Source organism: Malikia granosa, from assembly GCF_002980595.1.
GTDB lineage: Bacteria > Pseudomonadota > Gammaproteobacteria > Burkholderiales > Burkholderiaceae_C > Malikia > Malikia granosa.
Map to the genome: position 1 here is coordinate 1 of NZ_PVLQ01000032.1, position 17988 is coordinate 17988.

Genomic DNA, 17988 nt, shown 5'->3' on the forward strand with positions numbered 1-17988 from the left:
CAGAAGGCGCGCGCCCAGTTCGGCACGGACAACCTGATCTTCAGCCCCGAGTTCCTGCGCGAGGGCAAGGCGCTGCACGACAACCTGTACCCGAGCCGCATCGTCATCGGCGAGGACTCGGAGCGCGCGCGCGTCTTCGCCGGCCTGCTGCAGGCCGCCGCGATCAAGACCGAGGTGCCGACCCTGTTCACCGGCAGCACCGAGGCCGAGGCGATCAAGCTGTTCGCCAACACCTACCTGGCGCTGCGCGTGGCCTATTTCAACGAGCTCGACAGCTATGCCGCCAGCCATGGCCTGGACACGCGCCAGATCATCGACGGCGTCTGCCTCGACCCGCGCATCGGCAGCCACTACAACAACCCGAGCTTCGGCTACGGCGGCTACTGCCTGCCGAAAGACACCAAGCAGCTGCTGGCCAACTACCAGGACGTGCCGCAAACGCTGATCTCGGCCATCGTGAGCGCCAACAGCACGCGCAAGGACTTCATCGCCGACGACATCCTGCGCCGCGGCCCGAAGGTGGTCGGGGTCTACCGCCTGGTCATGAAGGCCGGCAGCGACAACTTCCGCGCCAGCAGCGTGCAGGGGGTGATGAAGCGGCTCAAGGCCAAGGGCATCAAGGTCATCGTCTACGAACCGGTGCTGGACGCGGACGACTTCTTCGGCTCCGAGGTGGTGCGCGACCTGGAGCGCTTCAAGCGCGAGTGCGACGTGATCGTCGCGAACCGCCAGACGGCCGACCTGGCCGACGTGGTGGACAAGGTCTACACGCGCGACCTGTTCGGCAGCGACTGAGGCGATCCGCTACAAACTGATATAGCTGGCAAGGGATAAAATCAGTTCCCCAAGTTCTTTGCCAGCATCGCCATGCCCGCTCCCTCGAAACCGGCGCCCAGCGCCTGCCCAGGCCGGGCCGCCCAGGCTGTTCCCCGCTCCTGGTGGGGGGTCGCGCTGGCACTGATCCTGACGGGCGCCCTGCTGCAGGGCTCGCACGGGAACCAGGCCCTGATGCTGTGGGGCAATGGCCCGGGACTGTTGCCCGACACGGTCTGGGCCGGGCTGACGCTGCTGGCCTTCGGCTGGTCGGCGCTGATCCTGGTGGCTGCGGCCGATCGCGGCGCCGAGGGCGGCCGGGCCGTGCTGCTGGCCTTCCTGCTGGGCGGCGGACTGGCGCAGGTCCTCAAGACCTGGTTCGCGCAAGCCAGGCCGGGGCTGGTGCTGCCCGAGGGCACGCTGCATTTCATCGGCAGCCCGGTGCTCGGTAGCCCCTCGATGCCTTCGGGCCATGCGCTGGCCGCGTTCAGCATCGCGACGCTCTGGGTCTGCCTGCTGCGCCGCGACGGCAAGCCGCAATGGCTGCAGGCGCTGGCCTGGGCCTTCGGTAGCGCGATGGCGTTCTCGCGCGTCGCGGTCGGCGCGCATTGGCCGGCCGACATCCTGGTCGGCGCCGGACTCGGCCTCGCGGTGGGAGCGCTGTGCTGGCAGCTGCAGGCGCGCTGGCTGCGCCAGGGCGGCTGGATGTCGGCCTGGGTGCCGCTGGCGGTCGAGCTGCTCGGCGCGCTGGCCGCCTTCACGGCACGCGAAGGTTATCCCCAGGTCCAGGCGCTGCAATGGGCGCTCGGCCTGGCGGCGCTGGCCAGCGCCGGCTGGCGGCTGCTGGCCTGGCGGGGTCAAGGCCGCATCCGTGGCTGATGATGGCCGATAGCGACACAAGGCAGGAATGAGCGCCAAACACAAGAAACCGGGTCAGAAAAAGCTCTGGCTCAGCCTGCTCGTCACGCTGGCGGCAGTCGTCGCGCTGGGCTGGATGCTGCGCCAGGTTGACTGGCCGCAGGCCTTGCAGGCCGGAGCACGCGTGCCAGTCCATGTCTGGCTGCTGTCGGCCGCCGGCATGGCGGCCAGCCACTGGCTGCGCGCGGGCCGGGTGCGCGCCGAATGGCGCCACCAGCTGCGCATGGGCTGGCGCGAGGCCTGGGGCCTGATGGTGCGCCACAGCGCCTGGGTGGTGCTGGTACCGATGCGCGGCGGCGAGGCGATCTATGTCTGGGCCTTGCACCGCCAGGGTGGCGTGCCGCTGCGCCAGGCGGGCTTGAGTCTGCTGCGACTGCGGCTGCAGGACATGGCGGTGCTGGCGGTGCTGGCGCTCGCGCTGTTCGCCCCCTTCGACTGGCCGCTGCGACTGCTGCTGCTGGCGGCCATGCTGGTGGCAGCGATCTGGCTGCTGCCGATGGTCTGGTTCATCGCGCAGGAACGCGCGATCCGGCGCAGCGGCGAGAGCGGACGCAAGCTGCCCGCGCCGGCCTGGGCCAGCTGGGCCTATGCGGTGTCGAACTGGGTCGTTAAACTCGCCGCCATCGCCTGGCCGCTGCTGAGCCTGCTGCCGCTCGACTTCGACGCCGCTCTCAAGGGTGCGGCCGGCGGCGAGCTGGCCGCCGCGCTGCCGGTGCAACCGCCGGCCGGCTTCGGTCCCTACGAGGCGGGCGTGATCGCCGCCATCCGCAGCGCGGCCGAGATCGCCTGGAGCGACATCGCCATGGCCGCGCTGGTCGTGCACCTGATGGCGCTGGCCGTCACGGTGGGATCGTCGGTGCTGGCCCGCCTGCTGGGCTGGAGCCACCGCGACCTGCGCCTGCCCGATTCCGGACCTGGTCCGGCCTGAAAACCTTTCGATTGCTACCGATGTCCGAACCGACCTTCCCCCTGCCGCCCCACCGTCTGTCGGTCGTGGTGCCGATGTACAACGAGAAAGACAACGCCAAGCTGCAGATCGACGCGGTGCAGGACGCGCTGCAGGACTACCCGCAGCCCTGGGAGCTGATCGTGGTCGACGACGGCAGCACCGACGGCACGCCGCGCGCGCTGCGCCAGCGCGCCGCCGAGCTCGGCGACCATATCCATGTGGTCGAGCTGCGACGCAACTTCCGCCAGACCGCCGCCATGCAGGCCGGCATCGACACCGCGCGCGGCGACGTCATCGTGACCATGGACGGCGACCTGCAGAACGATCCGCGCGACATCCCCAAGCTGGTGTCGCGCCTGCTGACCGAGGACCTCGACATGGTCGCGGGCTGGCGCCAGAAGCGCCAGGACGGCTTCCTGCTGCGCAAGCTGCCCTCGATGATCGCCAACCGGCTGATCCGCAAGGTCTCGGGGCTGGAGTTCAAGGACCTGGGCTGCAGCCTGAAGGCCTTCCGCGGCGACGTGCTGCGCCAGGTACGCCTGTACGGCGAGATGCACCGCTTCATCCCGGCCTGGCTGGCGACCGTGACCTCGCCCGGCCGCATGGCCGAGGAACCGGTGCGCCACCATGCGCGCGTGATGGGCGAGTCCAAGTACGGCATCTCGCGCACCTTCCGCGTCATCGTCGACCTGCTCGCGATGCACTACTTCCTGCGCTTCGGCACCCGGCCGGGCCATTTCTTCGGCGGTTTCGGCCTGATCCTGTCCTCGCTCGGCGGACTGATGCTGGCCTACCTGGGCGTGCTCAAGCTGCTCGGCGAGAACGTGGGCGGCCGGCCGCTGCTCTGGCTCGGCTTCTTCTCGGTGCTGGCGGGGGTGCAGATGCTGACCACCGGCGTGCTGGCCGAGATCCTGATGCGCAGCTATTTCGACCAGAGCGGCGCGCGCAGCTACCATGTCAAGCAGCCCGATCCGCGCAGCACCGACGAGGGCTGGCATGGGCAGGGTTCGACCGATGCCGCCGTCTGAGCGGGCAACGCCCCGGCTCTGGGCCGTGGCGCTGGCACTGCTGCTGCTCTACCTGTGGCAGCTCGGCGCGGCACCGCTGTTCGACGTCGACGAGGGCGCGTTCTCGGAAGCCACGCGCGAGCTGCTGAGCTCGGGCGACTGGGGTCACACCACGCTCAACGGCACAGACCGCTTCGACAAGCCGATCCTGGTCTACTGGCTGCAGGCGGCGTCGATGGCGGTCTTCGGCGTCAATGAATGGGCGACCCGGCTGCCGTCGGCGCTGTGCGTGCTGGCCGCCACGCTGGCGGCGGGCCGCTTCGCCGCCCGGCGCTGGGGCCAATCCACGGGCGCGCTGGCCGCGCTGGTGCTGGGCAGCGGCCTGGGCCTGCTGGCAATCGGCCGCGCCTCGACCGCCGACGGCCTGCTCAACGCGCTGCTGGTCGCGATCTCGCTCTCGCTGTGGCAGTTCGCCGAGAGCGGCGAACGCAAGCCGCTGCGCTGGGCCTATTTCTGGTGCGGCCTGGGGCTGCTGGCCAAGGGGCCGGTCGCGGTGATCGTGCCGGGTGGCGCGCTCGCGCTCTGGTCGCTGTGCAGTGACCGCGGTCGCACCGCGCTGCGCGCGGCCTGGGATCCGGTCGGCTGGCTGATCGCGCTGACCGTCGCACTGCCCTGGTATCTCTACGCGCTGAACCGCCACGGCCAGGCCTTCATCGACGGCTTTTTCCTGAAGCACAACGTCGAGCGCTTCTCGGGCACGCTCGAGGGTCATGGCGGCGGCTTCGCCTATTACCTGGTGGTGCTGCCGCTGCTGCTGCTGCCCTGGTCGCCGCTGCTGGTCGCGGTGCTGGCGCGCGCGCGCCGCCTGTGGCGCGAGCCGCTGGCGCGCTTCCTGCTGCTCTGGGCCGGCTTCGTGTTCGCGCTGTTCTCGGCCTCGGGCACCAAGCTGCCGCACTACATGCTGTACGGCGTGGCGCCGCTGGCGCTGCTGATGGCGCGCCAGTTGGGCGAGCTCGGCCGCTTCGGCCGCGCCGCGCTCTGGACCGTGCTGGCCCTGCAGCTGGCGCTGGCCGCGGCGCTGCCGACCCTGCTGCCCGCGCTGGCGCCGCAGGTCAAGGACGCCTGGGTGCGCGGCCTGTTCGAGACCGCCCCCGACGCCGGCTGGCTGCCGCTGTGGACCGGGCTGGCGGCGGCACTGGCCCTGGTCGCGCTGCTGCTGCGCCGCTTCGACTTCAGCCAGCGCTATGGCGCCGCCGTGCTGGCGGTCGCGCTGCTGTGGGTCGGCGCGGTGATCCCCTGGCTGTCCGACACACTGCAGGGACCGTTCAAGGCCGCCGGCCTGTGGGCGCGCGAACGCCCCGAGACCGTGGTGCAGTGGAAGATGCACCAGCCCAGCTTTGCCTACTACCGCGGCCAGCCAGCCGTGCAGCGCGATCCGGCCGTCGGCGAACTCGCGCTGGTCAGGCGGCATCGGCTGGCGGACTTCCCCTACCCGCATGAAGTCGTCTTCGAGCAGCGCGGCCTGCTGCTGCTGCGCCGGAGCGCGGAGCCGCAACCATGATCGCCAAGCGGCTCCAGCCGGGGCTGGCCGTTGCGCTCGCGCTGGCCCTGCTGCTGGCCTGGCGCTGCTGGCAGGTGCTGCACAGCGGCGCCGGCCTGCATGTCGACGAGGCGCAGTACTGGTACTGGTCGTCACGACCGCTGGAATGGGGCTATTTCTCCAAGCCGCCACTGCTGGTCGGGCTGATCCGGCTCTCGACCGATTGCTTCGGCGACGGCCTGCTCGGCGTCAAGGCCCTGGCCATGGTGGCCTGGCTGCTGGCCTCGGCGGTGCTCTGGCGCCTGGGCGCCGCGATGGGCAACGAGCGCGCCGGACTGGTCGCTGCCGCGCTGCTGGCCGCGACCCCGGCCTCCGGGCTGCTCGGCCTGAGCGCGACCACCGACTCGGTGCTGATGCTGTTCTGGTCGCTCGTGATGTGGGGCGCCTGGCGCGCCGCCCATGCCGAGGGCGCTGCGGCCTGGCGCTGGTGGGCGCTGACCGGTGTGGCGCTCGGCCTGGCCCTGCTGTCCAAGTACACCGCCGGCGCCTTGAGCCTGTCGGCGCTCTGGCTGCTCTGGCGCTGCCCGCCGGCCCGGCGCGGCCGGCTGCTGGCCGGGCTGGCGCTGGCCGCCGGCATCGCCGTCCTGCTGTTGCTGCCGCATCTGTTCTGGAACATGCACAACGGCTGGCCGACGCTGCACCACACGCTAGACATCACGGTCCAGGGCGGCGCGGCATCGGCTGCCGAGCGCGCGGCCGGCTGGGGCCACAAGCTCGGATCGGCGCTCGAATTCGGCCTCGGCCAGCTGCTGCTGCTCGGCCCGGCCGGACTGGCGGTGCTGGCGCTAGCCTGGAAGCGGCGCCATCTGCCGGCCGCTCCAGCAGGCCAGACCAGGGCGCTCTGGTCCGCGCTGGGCTACGCCTGGGCATTCGCCTGGCCGCTGCTGCTGCTCGGCCTGCTGCAGGCGCTGCGCGCCAAGGCCCAGGTCAACTGGGCGCTGCCGGCGCTGCTCGGCGTCTGCCTGGCAGCGGGCTGGCTGGCGGTACGGCGCCGGATCTCCGGCCAGACCCTGACCGTCTGGGTGCTGGCCGGCCTGCTGCTGTCGGCCGCGATCGCGCAAGGCGGCGACCTCCGGCGCTGGATCGGCCGCCCGGCCGCGGCCGGCAAGCCGGCCTGGGACATCTGGAGCCGCATGCGCGGCTGGCACGAGGCGCTCGGCGCGCTGGCACCGGCGCTGGAAGCGCAGCGCCAGCTGCCCTGGGTCACCAATGACCGCACCCTGCTGGTCCAGACCGGCTACGAACTGCGCGCGCTGCAGCCCGAGCTGCGCTCCTGGAGCCCGGACGGCCAGGTGCGGCACCATTTCGACTGGAAGCAGCCGCTGCGCCCCAATGCCGTGCCGGCGCTGGTCTTCCTGGGCGACGAGGCGCCTGATGCAGCCCTGCTGGCGCACTATCCGCTGGCCAGGCCCTTGGCGCAGGCCGAATCGGGCCGGGTCCGCCTGCAAGCCTGGCTGCTTGAGCGCCCACCCAGCGCATTGACCTCGACCGGAAAGCACCCATGAGCGCCACCCGCCGCGAAACCCGACTCTGGCTGGCGCTCCTGATCGCGCTGCTGCTGATCTACCTCGTCTGGCCGGGCATCGACCTGCCGGTCAGCGCCTGGTTCTACCGCCCCGACAGCGGCTTCTGGATCGATGACCAGACCTGGGTACAGCTGGTGCACCACACCGTGCCCTGGGTCGGCCGGCTGCTGCTGCTCGGCTCGCTGGCCGGCTGGCTGCTCGGGCATTACGCGCGCCAGCCCGGACTGCGCCGGCTTGCTCGACCCGCCGCGGCCCTGTTCCTCGGCCTGGTATTCGGGCTCGGCCTGCTGGCCCATGGCGTGCTGAAGGAACACTGGGGTCGCGCCAGGCCGGTGCAGGTGAGCCAGTTCGGCGGCACGGCCAGCTTCACCCCGCCCTGGCAACCCGCCTCGGAATGCCAGCGCAACTGCTCCTTCGTCAGCGGTCATGCCGGTACCGGCTTCGCGCTGATCGCGCTCGGGGCGCTCGCCGCGCCGCAAAGGCGTCGCCGCTGGCTGATCGCGGGCTGGAGCGCCGGCCTGCTGCTCGGCGCGCTGCGCATCGCCCAGGGCGGGCATTTCCTGTCCGACGTGCTGTTTGGCGGCCTGCTGCTCTGGGGCACCAGCCTGGCCATCCGCGCCTGCTGGACCCGCTGGCGCCTGCGGCGCTGGCACAAGCTACGACATTCCGCGAACCGAAAGGCTACGACATGAAAATTCTGCTCACCGGCGCTGCCGGCTTCATCGGCATGCACGCGGCGCTGCGCCTGCTCCAGCGCGGCGACGAGGTGGTCGGCATCGACAACATCACGCCCTATTACGAGGTCAGCCTCAAGCGCGCGCGACTGGCCCAGCTCGCGGCCTATCCCAACTTCCGCTTCATCGAGCAGGACCTGGCCGACCTCGCGGGCGTGCAGGCGGCCTTGGGCGACTGGAAGCCACAGCGCGTGCTGCACCTGGCGGCCCAGCCCGGCGTGCGCTACTCGATCGAGCACCCGCATACCTATGCCCAGGCGAACCTGGTCGCCTTCCTGAACGTGCTGGAACTCTGCCGTGGCTGGCAGGTCGAGCACCTGGCCTATGCCAGCAGCTCGAGCGTCTATGGCGCCAACGCCCAGCTGCCGTTCAGCGAGGACCATTCGGTCGACCACCCGGTCAGCCTGTACGCCGCGACCAAGAAGGCCAACGAGCTGATGGCGCACACCTACAGCCATCTGTACCAGCTGCCGACCAGCGGCCTGCGCTTCTTCACCGTCTACGGTCCCTGGGGCCGGCCCGACATGGCGCCGTTCAAGTTCGTCAAGGCGATCAGTGAAGGCCGGACCATAGACATCTACAACTATGGCCGCCAGATGCGCGACTTCACCTTTGTCGACGACATCGTCGAATCGACGATTCGCGTGCTCGACAAGCCGGCCACACCCGATGCGGACTTCGACCGCCTGCAGCCGCGCAGCTCGACCAGCTTCGCGCCCTACCGCGTGTTCAACATCGGCAACTCCGACCCGGTGCAGCTGATGGATTTCGTCAGCACCATCGAGCAGGCCGTGGGGCGCGAGGCCGACAAGCGCATGCTGCCGGCCCAGCCCGGCGATGTCGAGGCGACCTACGCCGACACGAGCGCACTGCGCGACTGGGTCGGCTTCCAGCCCGCGACCCCGCTGAAGGACGGCGTGGCGCGCTTCGTCGACTGGTACCGCAGCTACTACGGCCAGTGAGTCCGGACAGGGCGGGCCGCTGACCGGTCCGCAGGGCTGTGGACAAGTTTCTGGACAAGCCCTGCACAAGGACTGGACAAGCCGGGACAAGTGGCCATCCGGACAGATCGGCAGGGTGTACCCGGCTTGTTACCACGCCGTCACCAGCCTGCCGGATAATGGTCGCGAGGTCGCGGCTCAATGACGCGCGACACTGACCAGACGTTTACCGGAAAGAAATCCATGCCCCAGCGCGCCACCAAGATCGTCGCCACCCTCGGTCCCGCCTCCAGCGACCCCGCCCTGCTCGAACAGATGATCCGCGCCGGCGTCAACATCGTGCGACTGAACTTCTCGCACGGCAAGGCGCAGGACCATATCGACCGCGCCGAGATGGTGCGGGCAGCGGCCAGGCGCGCTGGCGTCGAGGTGGCGATCATGGCCGACCTGCAGGGCCCCAAGATCCGGGTCGGCAAGTTCGCCGACGGCAAGGTGATGCTGGAGGACGGCGCGTCCTTCGTGCTCGACGCCGCGCGCAGCGAACCCGGCGACCTCGACGGCGTGGGCCTGGACTACAAGGACCTGCCGCGCGATGTCAGGGCCGGCGACCGGCTGCTTCTCAACGACGGCCTGATCGTGCTCGAGGTCGAGCGCGTCGCCGGCGAAGCGGTGCACACGGTGGTCGTGATCGGCGGCGAGCTGTCGAACAACAAGGGCATCAACAAGCAGGGCGGCGGCCTGACCGCGCCGGCGCTGACCGGCAAGGACATGGACGACATCAAGACCGCGATGGGCCTGCGGGCCGACTATGTCGCGGTCAGTTTCCCGAAGACTGCGACCGACATGGAACTGGCGCGCCAGCTGTGCCAGGTCGCGGCACCGGCCGGCCACAAGCCGGGCCTGATCGCCAAGATCGAGCGCGCCGAGGCCATCCCCGAGCTCGAGAACATCCTGCGCGTGTCGGACGGCATCATGGTCGCGCGCGGCGACCTGGCGGTCGAGGTCGGCAACGCCGCCGTGCCGGCACTGCAAAAGCGCATGATCAAGCTCGCGCTGGCCAACGACAAGCTCGTGATCACCGCGACCCAGATGATGGAGAGCATGATCACCAACCCGGTGCCGACCCGCGCCGAGGTCAGCGACGTCGCCAACGCGGTGCTCGACGGCACCGACGCCGTGATGCTGAGCGCCGAGACCGCCGCCGGCAAGTACCCGCTGCAGACGATCCAGGAAATGGCCAAGATCTGCGAGGCCGCCGAAGCCGCCGACAGCTACGAGATCGAATCCGACTTCACCGGCAAGACCTTCGACCGCATCGACCACACGATCGCGATGGGCGCGCTGTTCACCGCCAGCCACCTCGGCGCCAAGGCCATCGTCGCGCTGACCGACTCGGGCTCGACCGCGCTCTGGATGAGCCGGCACAAGGTCGCGCTGCCGATCTACGCCGTCACCTCCAAGCTGTCGGCGCAACGCAAGATGGCGCTGTATCGCAACGTGCGCCCGCTGCTGATGGACACCAGCGCCGACCGCGACACCGCGCTGCAGCAGGCCGAGCAGCACCTGAAGGAACGCGGCATCGTGCAAAGCGGCGACGTCTACGCCATCACCTGCGGCGAACCGATGGGCACGCCGGGCGGCACCAATATGCTCAAGATCTGCCGTGCCCAGTAAGCCCGGGCTGTGGCCCCGGCCCCGGCTCTAAGGCTCCGATCGCATGGCGAAGGGGCCTTTTTTGCTGCCGAAACGACAGCAATGGCCTGCGATCAGGAGGCCTGCCCGGCCTGCGGCATGTCACGGGCTGATAGCTCTGCGAAGCTAGAATGGATGGATGGACTGGGCCGGAAAACTCCCGGTCGCCACCCCCCGCTTTTCAAACTTCACAGGAAATTCCCCATGGCTCTCGTCTCGATGCGCGAACTGCTGGATCACGCCGCTGAAAACGGCTACGGCATCCCGGCCTTCAACGTCAACAACCTGGAACAGGTCCAGGCCGTCATGGAGGCCGCGAAGGAAGTCGGCGCTCCGGTGATCCTGCAGGCCAGCGCCGGCGCGCGCAAGTACGCGGGCGAGCCCTTCATCAAGCACCTGATCCAGGCCGCGCTCGAGGCCTACCCGAACATCCCGCTGGTCATGCACCAGGACCACGGCCAGAGCCCGGCGATCTGCCAGGGCGCGATCGACCTGGGCTTCTCCTCGGTCATGATGGACGGCTCGCTGATGGAAGACGGCAAGACCCCGGCCAGCTTCGAGTACAACGTCGACGTCACGCGCCGCGTGGTCGAGCTCGCGCACAAGGTCGGCGTCTCGGTCGAGGGCGAACTCGGCTGCCTGGGCAACCTCGAGACCGGCGAGGCTGGCGAGGAAGACGGCATCGGCGCCGAGGGCAAGCTCGACCACAGCCAGATGCTGACCGACCCCGAGGAAGCCGCCGCCTTCGTCAAGGCGACCCAGCTCGACGCGCTGGCGATCGCGATCGGCACCAGCCATGGCGCCTACAAGTTCAGCCGCAAGCCCACCGGCGACATCCTGGCCATCAGCCGCGTGAAGGAAATCCACGCCCGCATCCCGAATACCCACCTGGTGATGCATGGTTCGTCCAGCGTGCCGCAGGAACTGCTGGCGATCATCAACCAGTACGGCGGCAAGATGAAGGAAACCTACGGCGTGCCGGTCGAGGAGATCCAGGAAGCGATCAAGCACGGCGTGCGCAAGATCAACATCGACACCGACATCCGCCTGGCGATGACCGGTGCCGTGCGCAAGTTCCTGTTCGAGAACCCGGACAAGTTCGACGCCCGCGAATGGCTCAAGCCCGCGCGCGCCGCCGCCCAGGCCCTGTGCAAGCAGCGCTTCCTCGAGTTCGGCTGCGAAGGCCAGGCCGGCAAGATCAAGGGCCACAACCTGCAAGTCGTCGCCGGCCAATACGCCGCCGGCCAGCTGGCCCAGGTGGTCAACTGAGCCAGACGCTGGAACAGCTGCGCGCCGGCGAACTCGCCGGTGCCAGCCGGCTCGCGCTGCGCGCGGGCCTGACCGAGTTCCCGCGCGAGATCTTCGAGCTCGCCGACACGCTCGAGATCCTCGACCTGTCGGGCAACGCGCTAAGCGCGCTGCCCGCCGACCTGCCGCGCCTGCACCGGCTGCGCGTGCTGTTCTGCTCGGACAACCCCTTCACCGAGCTGCCTGCCGTGCTGGGCAGCTGCGAACAGCTCGAGATGGTCGGCTTCAAGTCCTGCCGCATCGAGCAGGTCCCCGCCGCCGCGCTGCCGCCCAGGCTGCGCTGGCTGATCCTGACCGACAACCGGATCGAACAGCTGCCGCCCGAGATCGGCCGCTGCAGCCGGCTGCAGAAGCTCGCGCTGGCCGGCAACCGGCTGCAGGCGCTGCCGGCCGAAATGGCGGCCTGCCAGAGCCTGGAGCTGCTGCGCATCTCGGCCAACCGCCTGACCGAGCTACCTGTCTGGCTGCATGAGCTGCCCCGGCTGACCTGGCTGGCCCATGCCGGCAATCCCTGCTGCCTCGAGCAGGAGCAGGCCGCGCTGGCGCAAAGCCCGATCGCCGCGATCGCCTGGCAGGACCTGCAGCTGCAGCAAGTCCTCGGCGCCGGTGCCTCGGGCGTGATCCACCTGGCCGAGCAGCGCCAGGCCGATTCCGCCCGACCGGTGGCGGTCAAGCTGTTCAAGGGCGAGATGACCAGCGACGGCCTGCCGGAATCCGAGATGGCCGCCTGTCTCGCGGGTGGCGACCATCCGCAGCTGATTCCGCTGCTGGGTCGGATCGCAGGCCATCCGCGAGCCGGCCAGGGCCTGGTGATGGCGCTGGTCGGACCGGAATTCCGCAGCCTGGCCGGGCCGCCGAGCCTGGCCTCCTGCACGCGCGACATCTATCCCTCGAACAGCCGCTGGAGCCTCGGGACCGCGCTGGAGCTGGCAACGGCCATGGCCTCGACCCTGGCACACCTGCATGGGCGCGGCGTGCTGCATGGCGACTTCTACGGCCACAACATCCTGCATGACGGCAAGGGGCGGGCGCTGCTGGGCGATTTCGGTGCCGCGACCCTGCTGGGCGGCTTGCCGGCGCATCAGGCAAGGGCGCTGCAGCAGCTGGAAATGCGCGCCTTCGGCTGCCTGCTCGAGGAGCTGATCGAGCGCATCGAGCCCGCAGCGGACGACGAGCCATGCCTGGCCCGACTGGCAGCGCTGCGCGACGCCTGCCTGGCCCCCCTGCCCGCGCGCCGGCCCGACGCCAAGGCCCTGCTGGCGGCACTGGCTTGCCTGCGCCCCGCAACGCGCTGAACAGCGCCTCGCGACAATCCCATCCGGCCAGCTGACGGCCGGCGACAGACAAAAAAAGAGCCCCACGAGGGGGCTGAAAGCCTTGCGGCTCGTCGCCAGGGAGGTGAGCGACGGGGACAAGTCCCGTCCGTAAATTTACTACAAATCCTTTACATTCGCCAGCGATTTCATTTCATTTTCTCAATCGGAATATATTAATCATTTCAGCAGCGATGGGTAGGCAACAAGGCCGGCCCGGTCGCGGGCGAATGCGCTGGGCCCGGAACGCAAGACTTGCGATAATCCCAGCTTTGATCCAGGCCTTCCTGTCCATGACCCACGCACTCCACACCTCTGCCCTCAAGTCCCTGCCCTTGCTCGCACGCGGCAAGGTGCGCGACAACTACGCCGTGGGCGACGACCGCATCCTGATGGTCGCTTCCGACCGCATCAGCGCCTTCGACGTCATCATGGGCGAGCCGATTCCCGGCAAGGGCGAGCTGCTGACCAAGCTCAGCCTGTTCTGGTTCGACCTGCTGGGCCCGAAGGGACAGAACATCTGCCCGATCCACCTGACCGGCGAGGACCCGACCAGCGTGGTCAGCGACGAGGAAAAGCCCCAGGTCGCCGGCCGCTCGATGCTGGTCAAGCGCCTGAAGCCGATCCCGGTCGAGGCCGTGGTGCGCGGCTACCTGGCCGGCAGCGGCTGGAAGGAATACCAGGACAGTCGCAGCGTCTGCGGCGTGCCTCTGCCCGAGGGACTGAAGAACGCCTCCAAGCTGCCCGAGCCGATCTACACCCCGGCCGCCAAGGCCGAGATCGGCGAGCATGACGAGAACATCACCTTCGAGAAGACGGTCGAGATGATCGGCCCCGAGCTGGCCGCGCAGATCCGCGACACCGCGATCCGGCTCTACCAGGCCGCGGCCGAATTCGCGCTGACCAAGGGCATCATCATCGCCGACACCAAGTTCGAGTTCGGCCTCGATGCCGACGGCACCCTGGTGCTGATGGACGAGGTGCTGACCCCGGACAGCTCGCGCTACTGGCCGGCCGACAGCTATGCCGAAGGCAGCAACCCGCCGAGCTTCGACAAGCAGTTCCTGCGCGACTGGCTCGAGACCGCGACCGTCAACGGCCAGCCCTGGAACAAGACCGCGCCGGCGCCGCGCCTGCCGCAGGAAGTCATCACCCAGACCGCCGCCAAGTACCAGGAAGCGCTGCAGCGCGTGCTGGGTTGAACCGTGCTGGCGGCGGCCCGGGTGGCCGCCAGCCTGAGCGGCCTCAGGGCTTGAAGCCGTTCACCGCGGCGCGGCCGACGGCCGGATCGTCGGTGAAGAAGCCGTCGATGCCGGTCTTCAGGTAGGCCTGGATTTCGGCGATGCTGTTGCCGCGCGCGCTGGCATCGCTGGTCGGCGCACCCTTGAGGCTGGCCGGCAGGAAGCTGTTTTCCGGGCGCAGGGTCCAGGTGTGGACCACGAGGCCGGCGGCATGCGCGTCCTTGACGAAGCTGGTCGGTGCGCCGAGCTCGGTCGCCACGCCGTTGACGCGCACGAAGGGAATGATCCACTCCTTGTACGGACCCACGGCATAGGCGTAGGTCGCGATTTCCTTCAGGCCGGCCGGGGTCACCATGTCGGCATAGGTTCGGGTGTTGGACGGGCCCTCGGCCACGAAATCGTAGGGACGACCGCTGCCGTTGATCAGCTGGGCCAGGCGGACCGTGCTGAGCTTGCTGATCTCCTTCAGGTTGCCGACCTCGAAGGACTGCACGAACACCGGGGCGCCACGGTGGTTCCAGCCGTTCTTCTCGAGCGTGGCCAGCAGCGGCTTTTCCAGCGGCAGGCCGATCGACTTGAAATAGGTCGGGTGCTTGGTCTCCGGCTCGATCGCGATCACGCGGCCCTTGGCGGCGGACTGGGCCTTGGCCAGGTCGATGACCTCCTGCAGCGTCGGCACCTCAAACTGGTCGTTGTACTGGGTGTTGGCGGGACGAATCGCCGGGATGCGCTCGCGCGCGCGCAGGGTCTTGAGTTCGGCCAGCGTGAAGTCTTCGGTGAACCAGCCGGTGATGGTGCTGCCGTCGATGACCTTGGTCGCCTTGCGCGCGGCGAACTGCGGCAGCTCGGCGACGTTGGTGGTGGCTTCCTTGATCGAGCCGTCGGCGTTGACGATCGCCAGGGCGTTCTCGTGCCGGTCGACCAGCACGCCATCCTTGGTGATGACCAGGTCGGGCTCGATGATGTCGGCGCCGTCGTCGATCGCCTTCTGGTAGGCCGCCAGCGTGTGCTCGGGGCGCAGCGCCGAGGCCCCGCGGTGCGCGATCACCGTCGGCGTGGGCGGCAGGTAGCTGTCCTCGCTGTCGTTGCAGCCAGCCAGGGAGAGCACGGCGGCCAGGGCCAGCGTCGTGGGCATGAGGATCGGAGCTTGAGTCATGGAGCTTCTTCTGTGGGAGGGAGAAAACCACCCAGCTTAGAAAGGCCCCGTGACAACCCGGTGATCAGCGGGTGAAGATGGCGTGAATCAGCCCTGGCGCCACTGGTCGAGCCGGTCCAGGTAGGCCGATGCCGGCACGGCGCGGATCGGCTCGCCATGGTTGTAGCCATAGGTCACGAGCGCGACCGGGCAGCCGGCCGCATGCGCCGCCTCGGCATCGTTGCGCGAGTCGCCGACCATCAGCGTGCGCGCCGGCAGGGTGCCGAGTGCGCGGCAGGTCTCGAGCAGCGGCAGCGGATCGGGCTTCTTGCGCGCGAACGAGTCGCCGCCGAAGACGAACTCGAAATGGCCGTCCAGCCCCTTGGCCGCCAGCAGCGGCCGGGCGAAGGCCAGCGGCTTGTTGGTCAGGCAGGCCAGGCGCAGGCCGGCATCGCGCAACGCCTGCAGGCCCTCGGCCACGCCGTCGAACACCGCGGCGAATTCCCCGTTGATGCCCAGGTAATGGCGCTGGTAGGCGGCCCAGGCCTGCTCGTAGCACGCCGGGTCGCCACCGACCTCGGCCAGGGTCTGGCGGATCAGGTGCTCGCTGCCCTTGCCGACGGTGCGCTCGACGAAGGCGCGGTCCACGCGCGGCAGGCCGAGCTCGTCGAGCGTCAGGCCCAGCACGGCGACGAAGTCGCCCAGGGTGTCGACCATGGTGCCGTCGAGGTCGATGATGGCGGCGTCGAGGCCGCAGGCAAGAGGGGACAGCAGGTCGAGGGGCAGGCGGCTGGAGCTTGTCATGGTCAGGCAGTGCATCGGTGGCTGGCGATCGCTCGGGCCGGGCAGGCACTACACTTTCCCCATCCGTCAGACAGATAGTCAGATTTTCCATGAAACGAATCCTTGCTGCCTGCTGCGCCTCCGGAGGCCGCTTGCCGCCCCCGGGCCAGGACCATCCGGCCGTGCTGGCGCAGCGGCGCGACCTGCAGGGCCACAAGGTACGCGCCATCATCCGCGCCCAAGGCGGCGAGTTCTGACATGCCCTTCGACCCGGCTGCCCTGCAGGCGATCTGGCTCACGGTCAGGCTCGCGACGCTGACCACCCTGCTGCTGCTGCTGATCGCCACGCCGCTGGCTTGGTGGCTGGCGCGGACCGGCTCGCGCTGGCGCGCCCCGATCAATGCGCTGGTGACGCTGCCGCTGGTGCTGCCGCCCTCGGTGCTGGGCTTCTACCTGCTGCTGGCCATGGGCCCGCAGGGACCCCTGGGCCAGCTGACCCAGGCGCTGGGCTGGGGCCTGCTGTCGTTCAGCTTCACGGGCCTGCTGATCGGCTCGGTCATCTTCTCGCTGCCGTTCGCGGTACAGCCGCTGCAGCATGCCTTCGAGGCCCAGGGCCAGCGCCCGATGGAGGTCGCCGCCACCTTGCGCGCGCGCCCGCTCGACGCCTTCTTCACGGTGGCGCTGCCACAGGCCAGGACCGGACTGGTCACGGCGGCGATCCTGAGCTTCGCGCACACGGTCGGCGAGTTCGGCGTCGTGCTGATGATAGGCGGCAACATCCCGGGCCAGACCCGGGTGGTGTCGACCCAGCTCTACGGCCATGTCGAGGCGATGGAATACGCCCAGGCGCACTGGCTGGCCGGCGCCATGGTGCTGTTCTCCTTCGTGGTGCTGCTGAGCCTGGCGCTGCTCAAGCGCCAGCGCGGCCAGGGGCTGTCATGAGCGGCCGGGACCTGCGTCTGCGGCTCACGCTGCCGCGCGCCGATTACGCGCTGCAGGTCGACCTGCAGCTGCCCGGCCAGGGCATCACGGTGCTGTTCGGTGCCTCCGGCTCGGGCAAGACCAGCCTGCTGCGCTGCGTCGCCGGGCTGGAGCGGGCACAGCAGGCCCATGTCGCCGTCGCCGGCGAGGTCTGGCAGGACGACGCGAGCGGTGTGTTCCTGCCGACGCACCGACGCGCGCTCGGCTATGTGTTCCAGGAAGCCAGCCTGTTCGAGCATCTGGACGTGCAGGGCAACCTCGATTACGGCGTCAGGCGCGCGCGCGCGCCGCAAGGCCGGCAACAGCTGCAGGCGGCGATCGAGTTGCTGGGCATAGGCCAGCTGCTGCGGCGCCGGCCGGCCCAGCTCTCGGGCGGCGAGCGGCAGCGGGTCGCGATCGCGCGGGCGCTGGCCACGGCCCCCCGGGTGCTGCTGCTCGACGAACCGATGGCCGCGCTCGACCTGGCACGCCGGCTCGAGATCATGCCCTGGCTCGAGCGGCTGCGCGACGAGCTCAGCATCCCGATGCTCTACGTCACCCATTCCCCCGACGAGCTGGCGCGGCTGGCCGATCATCTGGTGGTGCTCGAGCGCGGCCAGGTGCGCGCGGTCGGACCGGTGCAGCAGGTGCTGGCCTCGCTGCAGAGCCCGGTCGTGGTCGGCGAGGATGCCGGCGTGCTGCTGCAGGGCCGGATCGCCGAGCGCGATGAGGACTGGCAACTGGCGCGGGTGGCCTTCGAGGGCGGCGAGCTCTGGGTGCGCGACCGCGAGATCCCGGTCGGGCAATCGGTGCGGCTGCGCGTGCTGGCGCGCGACGTGAGCCTGACCACCACCGAACCGCATCACACCAGCATCCAGAACCATCTGCCGGGACGGATCGACTCGATCGCCCCCGACAGCCACCCCTCGCAGGTGCTGGTGCGCGTGCGTTGCGGCGAGGCGGTGCTGCTGGCGCGCATCACCCGCCGTGCCCAGGCGCTGCTGCACCTGCAGCCGAGCAGCATCGTCTGGGTGCAGGTGAAGTCGGTGGCGGTGGTGCAGTAAGCCG

General features: G+C 69.6%; 17 protein-coding genes. 15 read left to right on the plus strand and 2 right to left on the minus strand.

Features of this window, described 5'->3' with window-relative positions:
* From C6P64_RS10210 to C6P64_RS10265, 12 genes are all read left to right on the plus strand, one after another.
* Nucleotides 1-795, plus strand: a 795-nt coding sequence (locus C6P64_RS10210; RefSeq protein WP_105748465.1) for a nucleotide sugar dehydrogenase, incomplete at its 5' end; no start/stop codon positions are given.
* A gap of 72 nt (nt 796-867) precedes the next feature.
* Nucleotides 868-1692, plus strand: coding sequence for a phosphatase PAP2 family protein (locus C6P64_RS10215; protein WP_105748466.1), 825 nt, complete (start codon nt 868-870; stop codon nt 1690-1692).
* A gap of 28 nt (nt 1693-1720) precedes the next feature.
* Nucleotides 1721-2659, plus strand: a complete 939-nt coding sequence (locus tag C6P64_RS10220; protein WP_105748467.1) for a lysylphosphatidylglycerol synthase domain-containing protein — start codon at nt 1721-1723, stop codon at nt 2657-2659.
* Nucleotides 2660-2679: 20 nt separating this feature from the next.
* Nucleotides 2680-3708 (plus strand): glycosyltransferase family 2 protein, encoded by a 1029-nt coding sequence (locus C6P64_RS10225; RefSeq protein ID WP_105748468.1) that lies wholly within the window; start codon nt 2680-2682, stop codon nt 3706-3708.
* Nucleotides 3677-5248 carry an ArnT family glycosyltransferase gene (locus C6P64_RS10230; RefSeq protein ID WP_211296827.1) on the plus strand — a complete coding sequence of 524 codons (1572 nt, stop codon included), beginning with the start codon at nt 3677-3679 and terminating at the stop codon, nt 5246-5248. Before C6P64_RS10225 ends, C6P64_RS10230 begins: the two co-directional genes overlap by 32 nt.
* On the plus strand, nt 5245-6792 hold the full coding sequence (locus C6P64_RS10235) for an ArnT family glycosyltransferase (RefSeq protein WP_105748470.1): 1548 nt from the start codon (nt 5245-5247) through the stop codon (nt 6790-6792). Before C6P64_RS10230 ends, C6P64_RS10235 begins: the two co-directional genes overlap by 4 nt.
* A complete protein-coding gene (locus tag C6P64_RS10240; protein WP_105748471.1) occupies nt 6789-7505 on the plus strand; it encodes a phosphatase PAP2 family protein in 717 nt (238 codons plus the stop codon). Before C6P64_RS10235 ends, C6P64_RS10240 begins: the two co-directional genes overlap by 4 nt.
* A complete protein-coding gene (locus C6P64_RS10245) occupies nt 7502-8509 on the plus strand; it encodes an NAD-dependent epimerase (protein ID WP_105748472.1) in 1008 nt (335 codons plus the stop codon). Before C6P64_RS10240 ends, C6P64_RS10245 begins: the two co-directional genes overlap by 4 nt.
* Before the next feature lie 222 nt (nt 8510-8731).
* Nucleotides 8732-10162, plus strand: a complete 1431-nt coding sequence (gene pyk / locus C6P64_RS10250; protein ID WP_105748473.1) for a pyruvate kinase — start codon at nt 8732-8734, stop codon at nt 10160-10162.
* A gap of 222 nt (nt 10163-10384) precedes the next feature.
* A complete protein-coding gene (fba, locus tag C6P64_RS10255) occupies nt 10385-11449 on the plus strand; it encodes a class II fructose-bisphosphate aldolase (RefSeq protein WP_105748474.1) in 1065 nt (354 codons plus the stop codon).
* Nucleotides 11446-12783 (plus strand): leucine-rich repeat-containing protein kinase family protein, encoded by a 1338-nt coding sequence (locus C6P64_RS10260; RefSeq protein WP_105748511.1) that lies wholly within the window; start codon nt 11446-11448, stop codon nt 12781-12783. The genes fba and C6P64_RS10260 overlap by 4 nt, the downstream gene beginning before the upstream one ends.
* Before the next feature lie 311 nt (nt 12784-13094).
* A complete protein-coding gene (locus tag C6P64_RS10265; RefSeq protein WP_105748512.1) occupies nt 13095-14003 on the plus strand; it encodes a phosphoribosylaminoimidazolesuccinocarboxamide synthase in 909 nt (302 codons plus the stop codon).
* Between the two features lie 43 nt (nt 14004-14046).
* On the opposite strand, the gene C6P64_RS10270 is transcribed toward C6P64_RS10265, so the two are convergent.
* Both C6P64_RS10270 and gph read right to left on the minus strand, forming a co-directional pair.
* Nucleotides 14047-15198 carry a glycerophosphodiester phosphodiesterase gene (locus C6P64_RS10270; RefSeq protein ID WP_211296828.1) on the minus strand — a complete coding sequence of 384 codons (1152 nt, stop codon included), beginning with the start codon at nt 15196-15198 and terminating at the stop codon, nt 14047-14049.
* A gap of 87 nt (nt 15199-15285) precedes the next feature.
* Nucleotides 15286-15981: a phosphoglycolate phosphatase gene (gph, locus tag C6P64_RS10275; RefSeq protein ID WP_105748513.1), complete on the minus strand. Its 696-nt coding sequence runs from the start codon at nt 15979-15981 to the stop codon at nt 15286-15288.
* 89 nt (nt 15982-16070) lie between these two features.
* On the opposite strand from gph, the gene C6P64_RS18185 reads away from it, so the two are divergent.
* Genes C6P64_RS18185 through modC form a run of 3 tightly spaced genes read left to right on the plus strand, consistent with a single transcriptional unit; the run spans nt 16071 to nt 17984 of the window.
* Nucleotides 16071-16217 (plus strand): hypothetical protein, encoded by a 147-nt coding sequence (locus tag C6P64_RS18185; protein ID WP_170073077.1) that lies wholly within the window; start codon nt 16071-16073, stop codon nt 16215-16217.
* Between the two features lies 1 nt (nt 16218).
* Complete coding sequence (modB, locus tag C6P64_RS10280; RefSeq protein WP_105748476.1) at nt 16219-16902, plus strand: molybdate ABC transporter permease subunit; 684 nt, start codon at nt 16219-16221, stop codon at nt 16900-16902.
* A complete protein-coding gene (gene modC / locus C6P64_RS10285; protein ID WP_105748477.1) occupies nt 16899-17984 on the plus strand; it encodes a molybdenum ABC transporter ATP-binding protein in 1086 nt (361 codons plus the stop codon). Before modB ends, modC begins: the two co-directional genes overlap by 4 nt.
* The last annotated feature ends 4 nt before the right edge of the window (nt 17985-17988 follow it).

Coding starts and splice junctions, on each gene's coding strand:
- C6P64_RS10265 (WP_105748512.1), top strand. CDS start 13,095: ATGACCCACGCACTCCACACCTCTGCCCTCAAGTCCCTGCCCTTGCTC.
- modC (WP_105748477.1), top strand. CDS start 16,899: ATGAGCGGCCGGGACCTGCGTCTGCGGCTCACGCTGCCGCGCGCCGAT.
- modB (WP_105748476.1), top strand. CDS start 16,219: ATGCCCTTCGACCCGGCTGCCCTGCAGGCGATCTGGCTCACGGTCAGG.
- gph (WP_105748513.1), bottom strand. CDS start 15,981: ATGACAAGCTCCAGCCGCCTGCCCCTCGACCTGCTGTCCCCTCTTGCC.
- fba (WP_105748474.1), top strand. CDS start 10,385: ATGGCTCTCGTCTCGATGCGCGAACTGCTGGATCACGCCGCTGAAAAC.
- C6P64_RS10235 (WP_105748470.1), top strand. CDS start 5,245: ATGATCGCCAAGCGGCTCCAGCCGGGGCTGGCCGTTGCGCTCGCGCTG.
- C6P64_RS10245 (WP_105748472.1), top strand. CDS start 7,502: ATGAAAATTCTGCTCACCGGCGCTGCCGGCTTCATCGGCATGCACGCG.
- C6P64_RS18185 (WP_170073077.1), top strand. CDS start 16,071: ATGAAACGAATCCTTGCTGCCTGCTGCGCCTCCGGAGGCCGCTTGCCG.
- C6P64_RS10225 (WP_105748468.1), top strand. CDS start 2,680: ATGTCCGAACCGACCTTCCCCCTGCCGCCCCACCGTCTGTCGGTCGTG.
- C6P64_RS10240 (WP_105748471.1), top strand. CDS start 6,789: ATGAGCGCCACCCGCCGCGAAACCCGACTCTGGCTGGCGCTCCTGATC.
- C6P64_RS10215 (WP_105748466.1), top strand. CDS start 868: ATGCCCGCTCCCTCGAAACCGGCGCCCAGCGCCTGCCCAGGCCGGGCC.
- C6P64_RS10220 (WP_105748467.1), top strand. CDS start 1,721: ATGAGCGCCAAACACAAGAAACCGGGTCAGAAAAAGCTCTGGCTCAGC.
- pyk (WP_105748473.1), top strand. CDS start 8,732: ATGCCCCAGCGCGCCACCAAGATCGTCGCCACCCTCGGTCCCGCCTCC.
- C6P64_RS10230 (WP_211296827.1), top strand. CDS start 3,677: ATGGGCAGGGTTCGACCGATGCCGCCGTCTGAGCGGGCAACGCCCCGG.
- C6P64_RS10270 (WP_211296828.1), bottom strand. CDS start 15,198: ATGACTCAAGCTCCGATCCTCATGCCCACGACGCTGGCCCTGGCCGCC.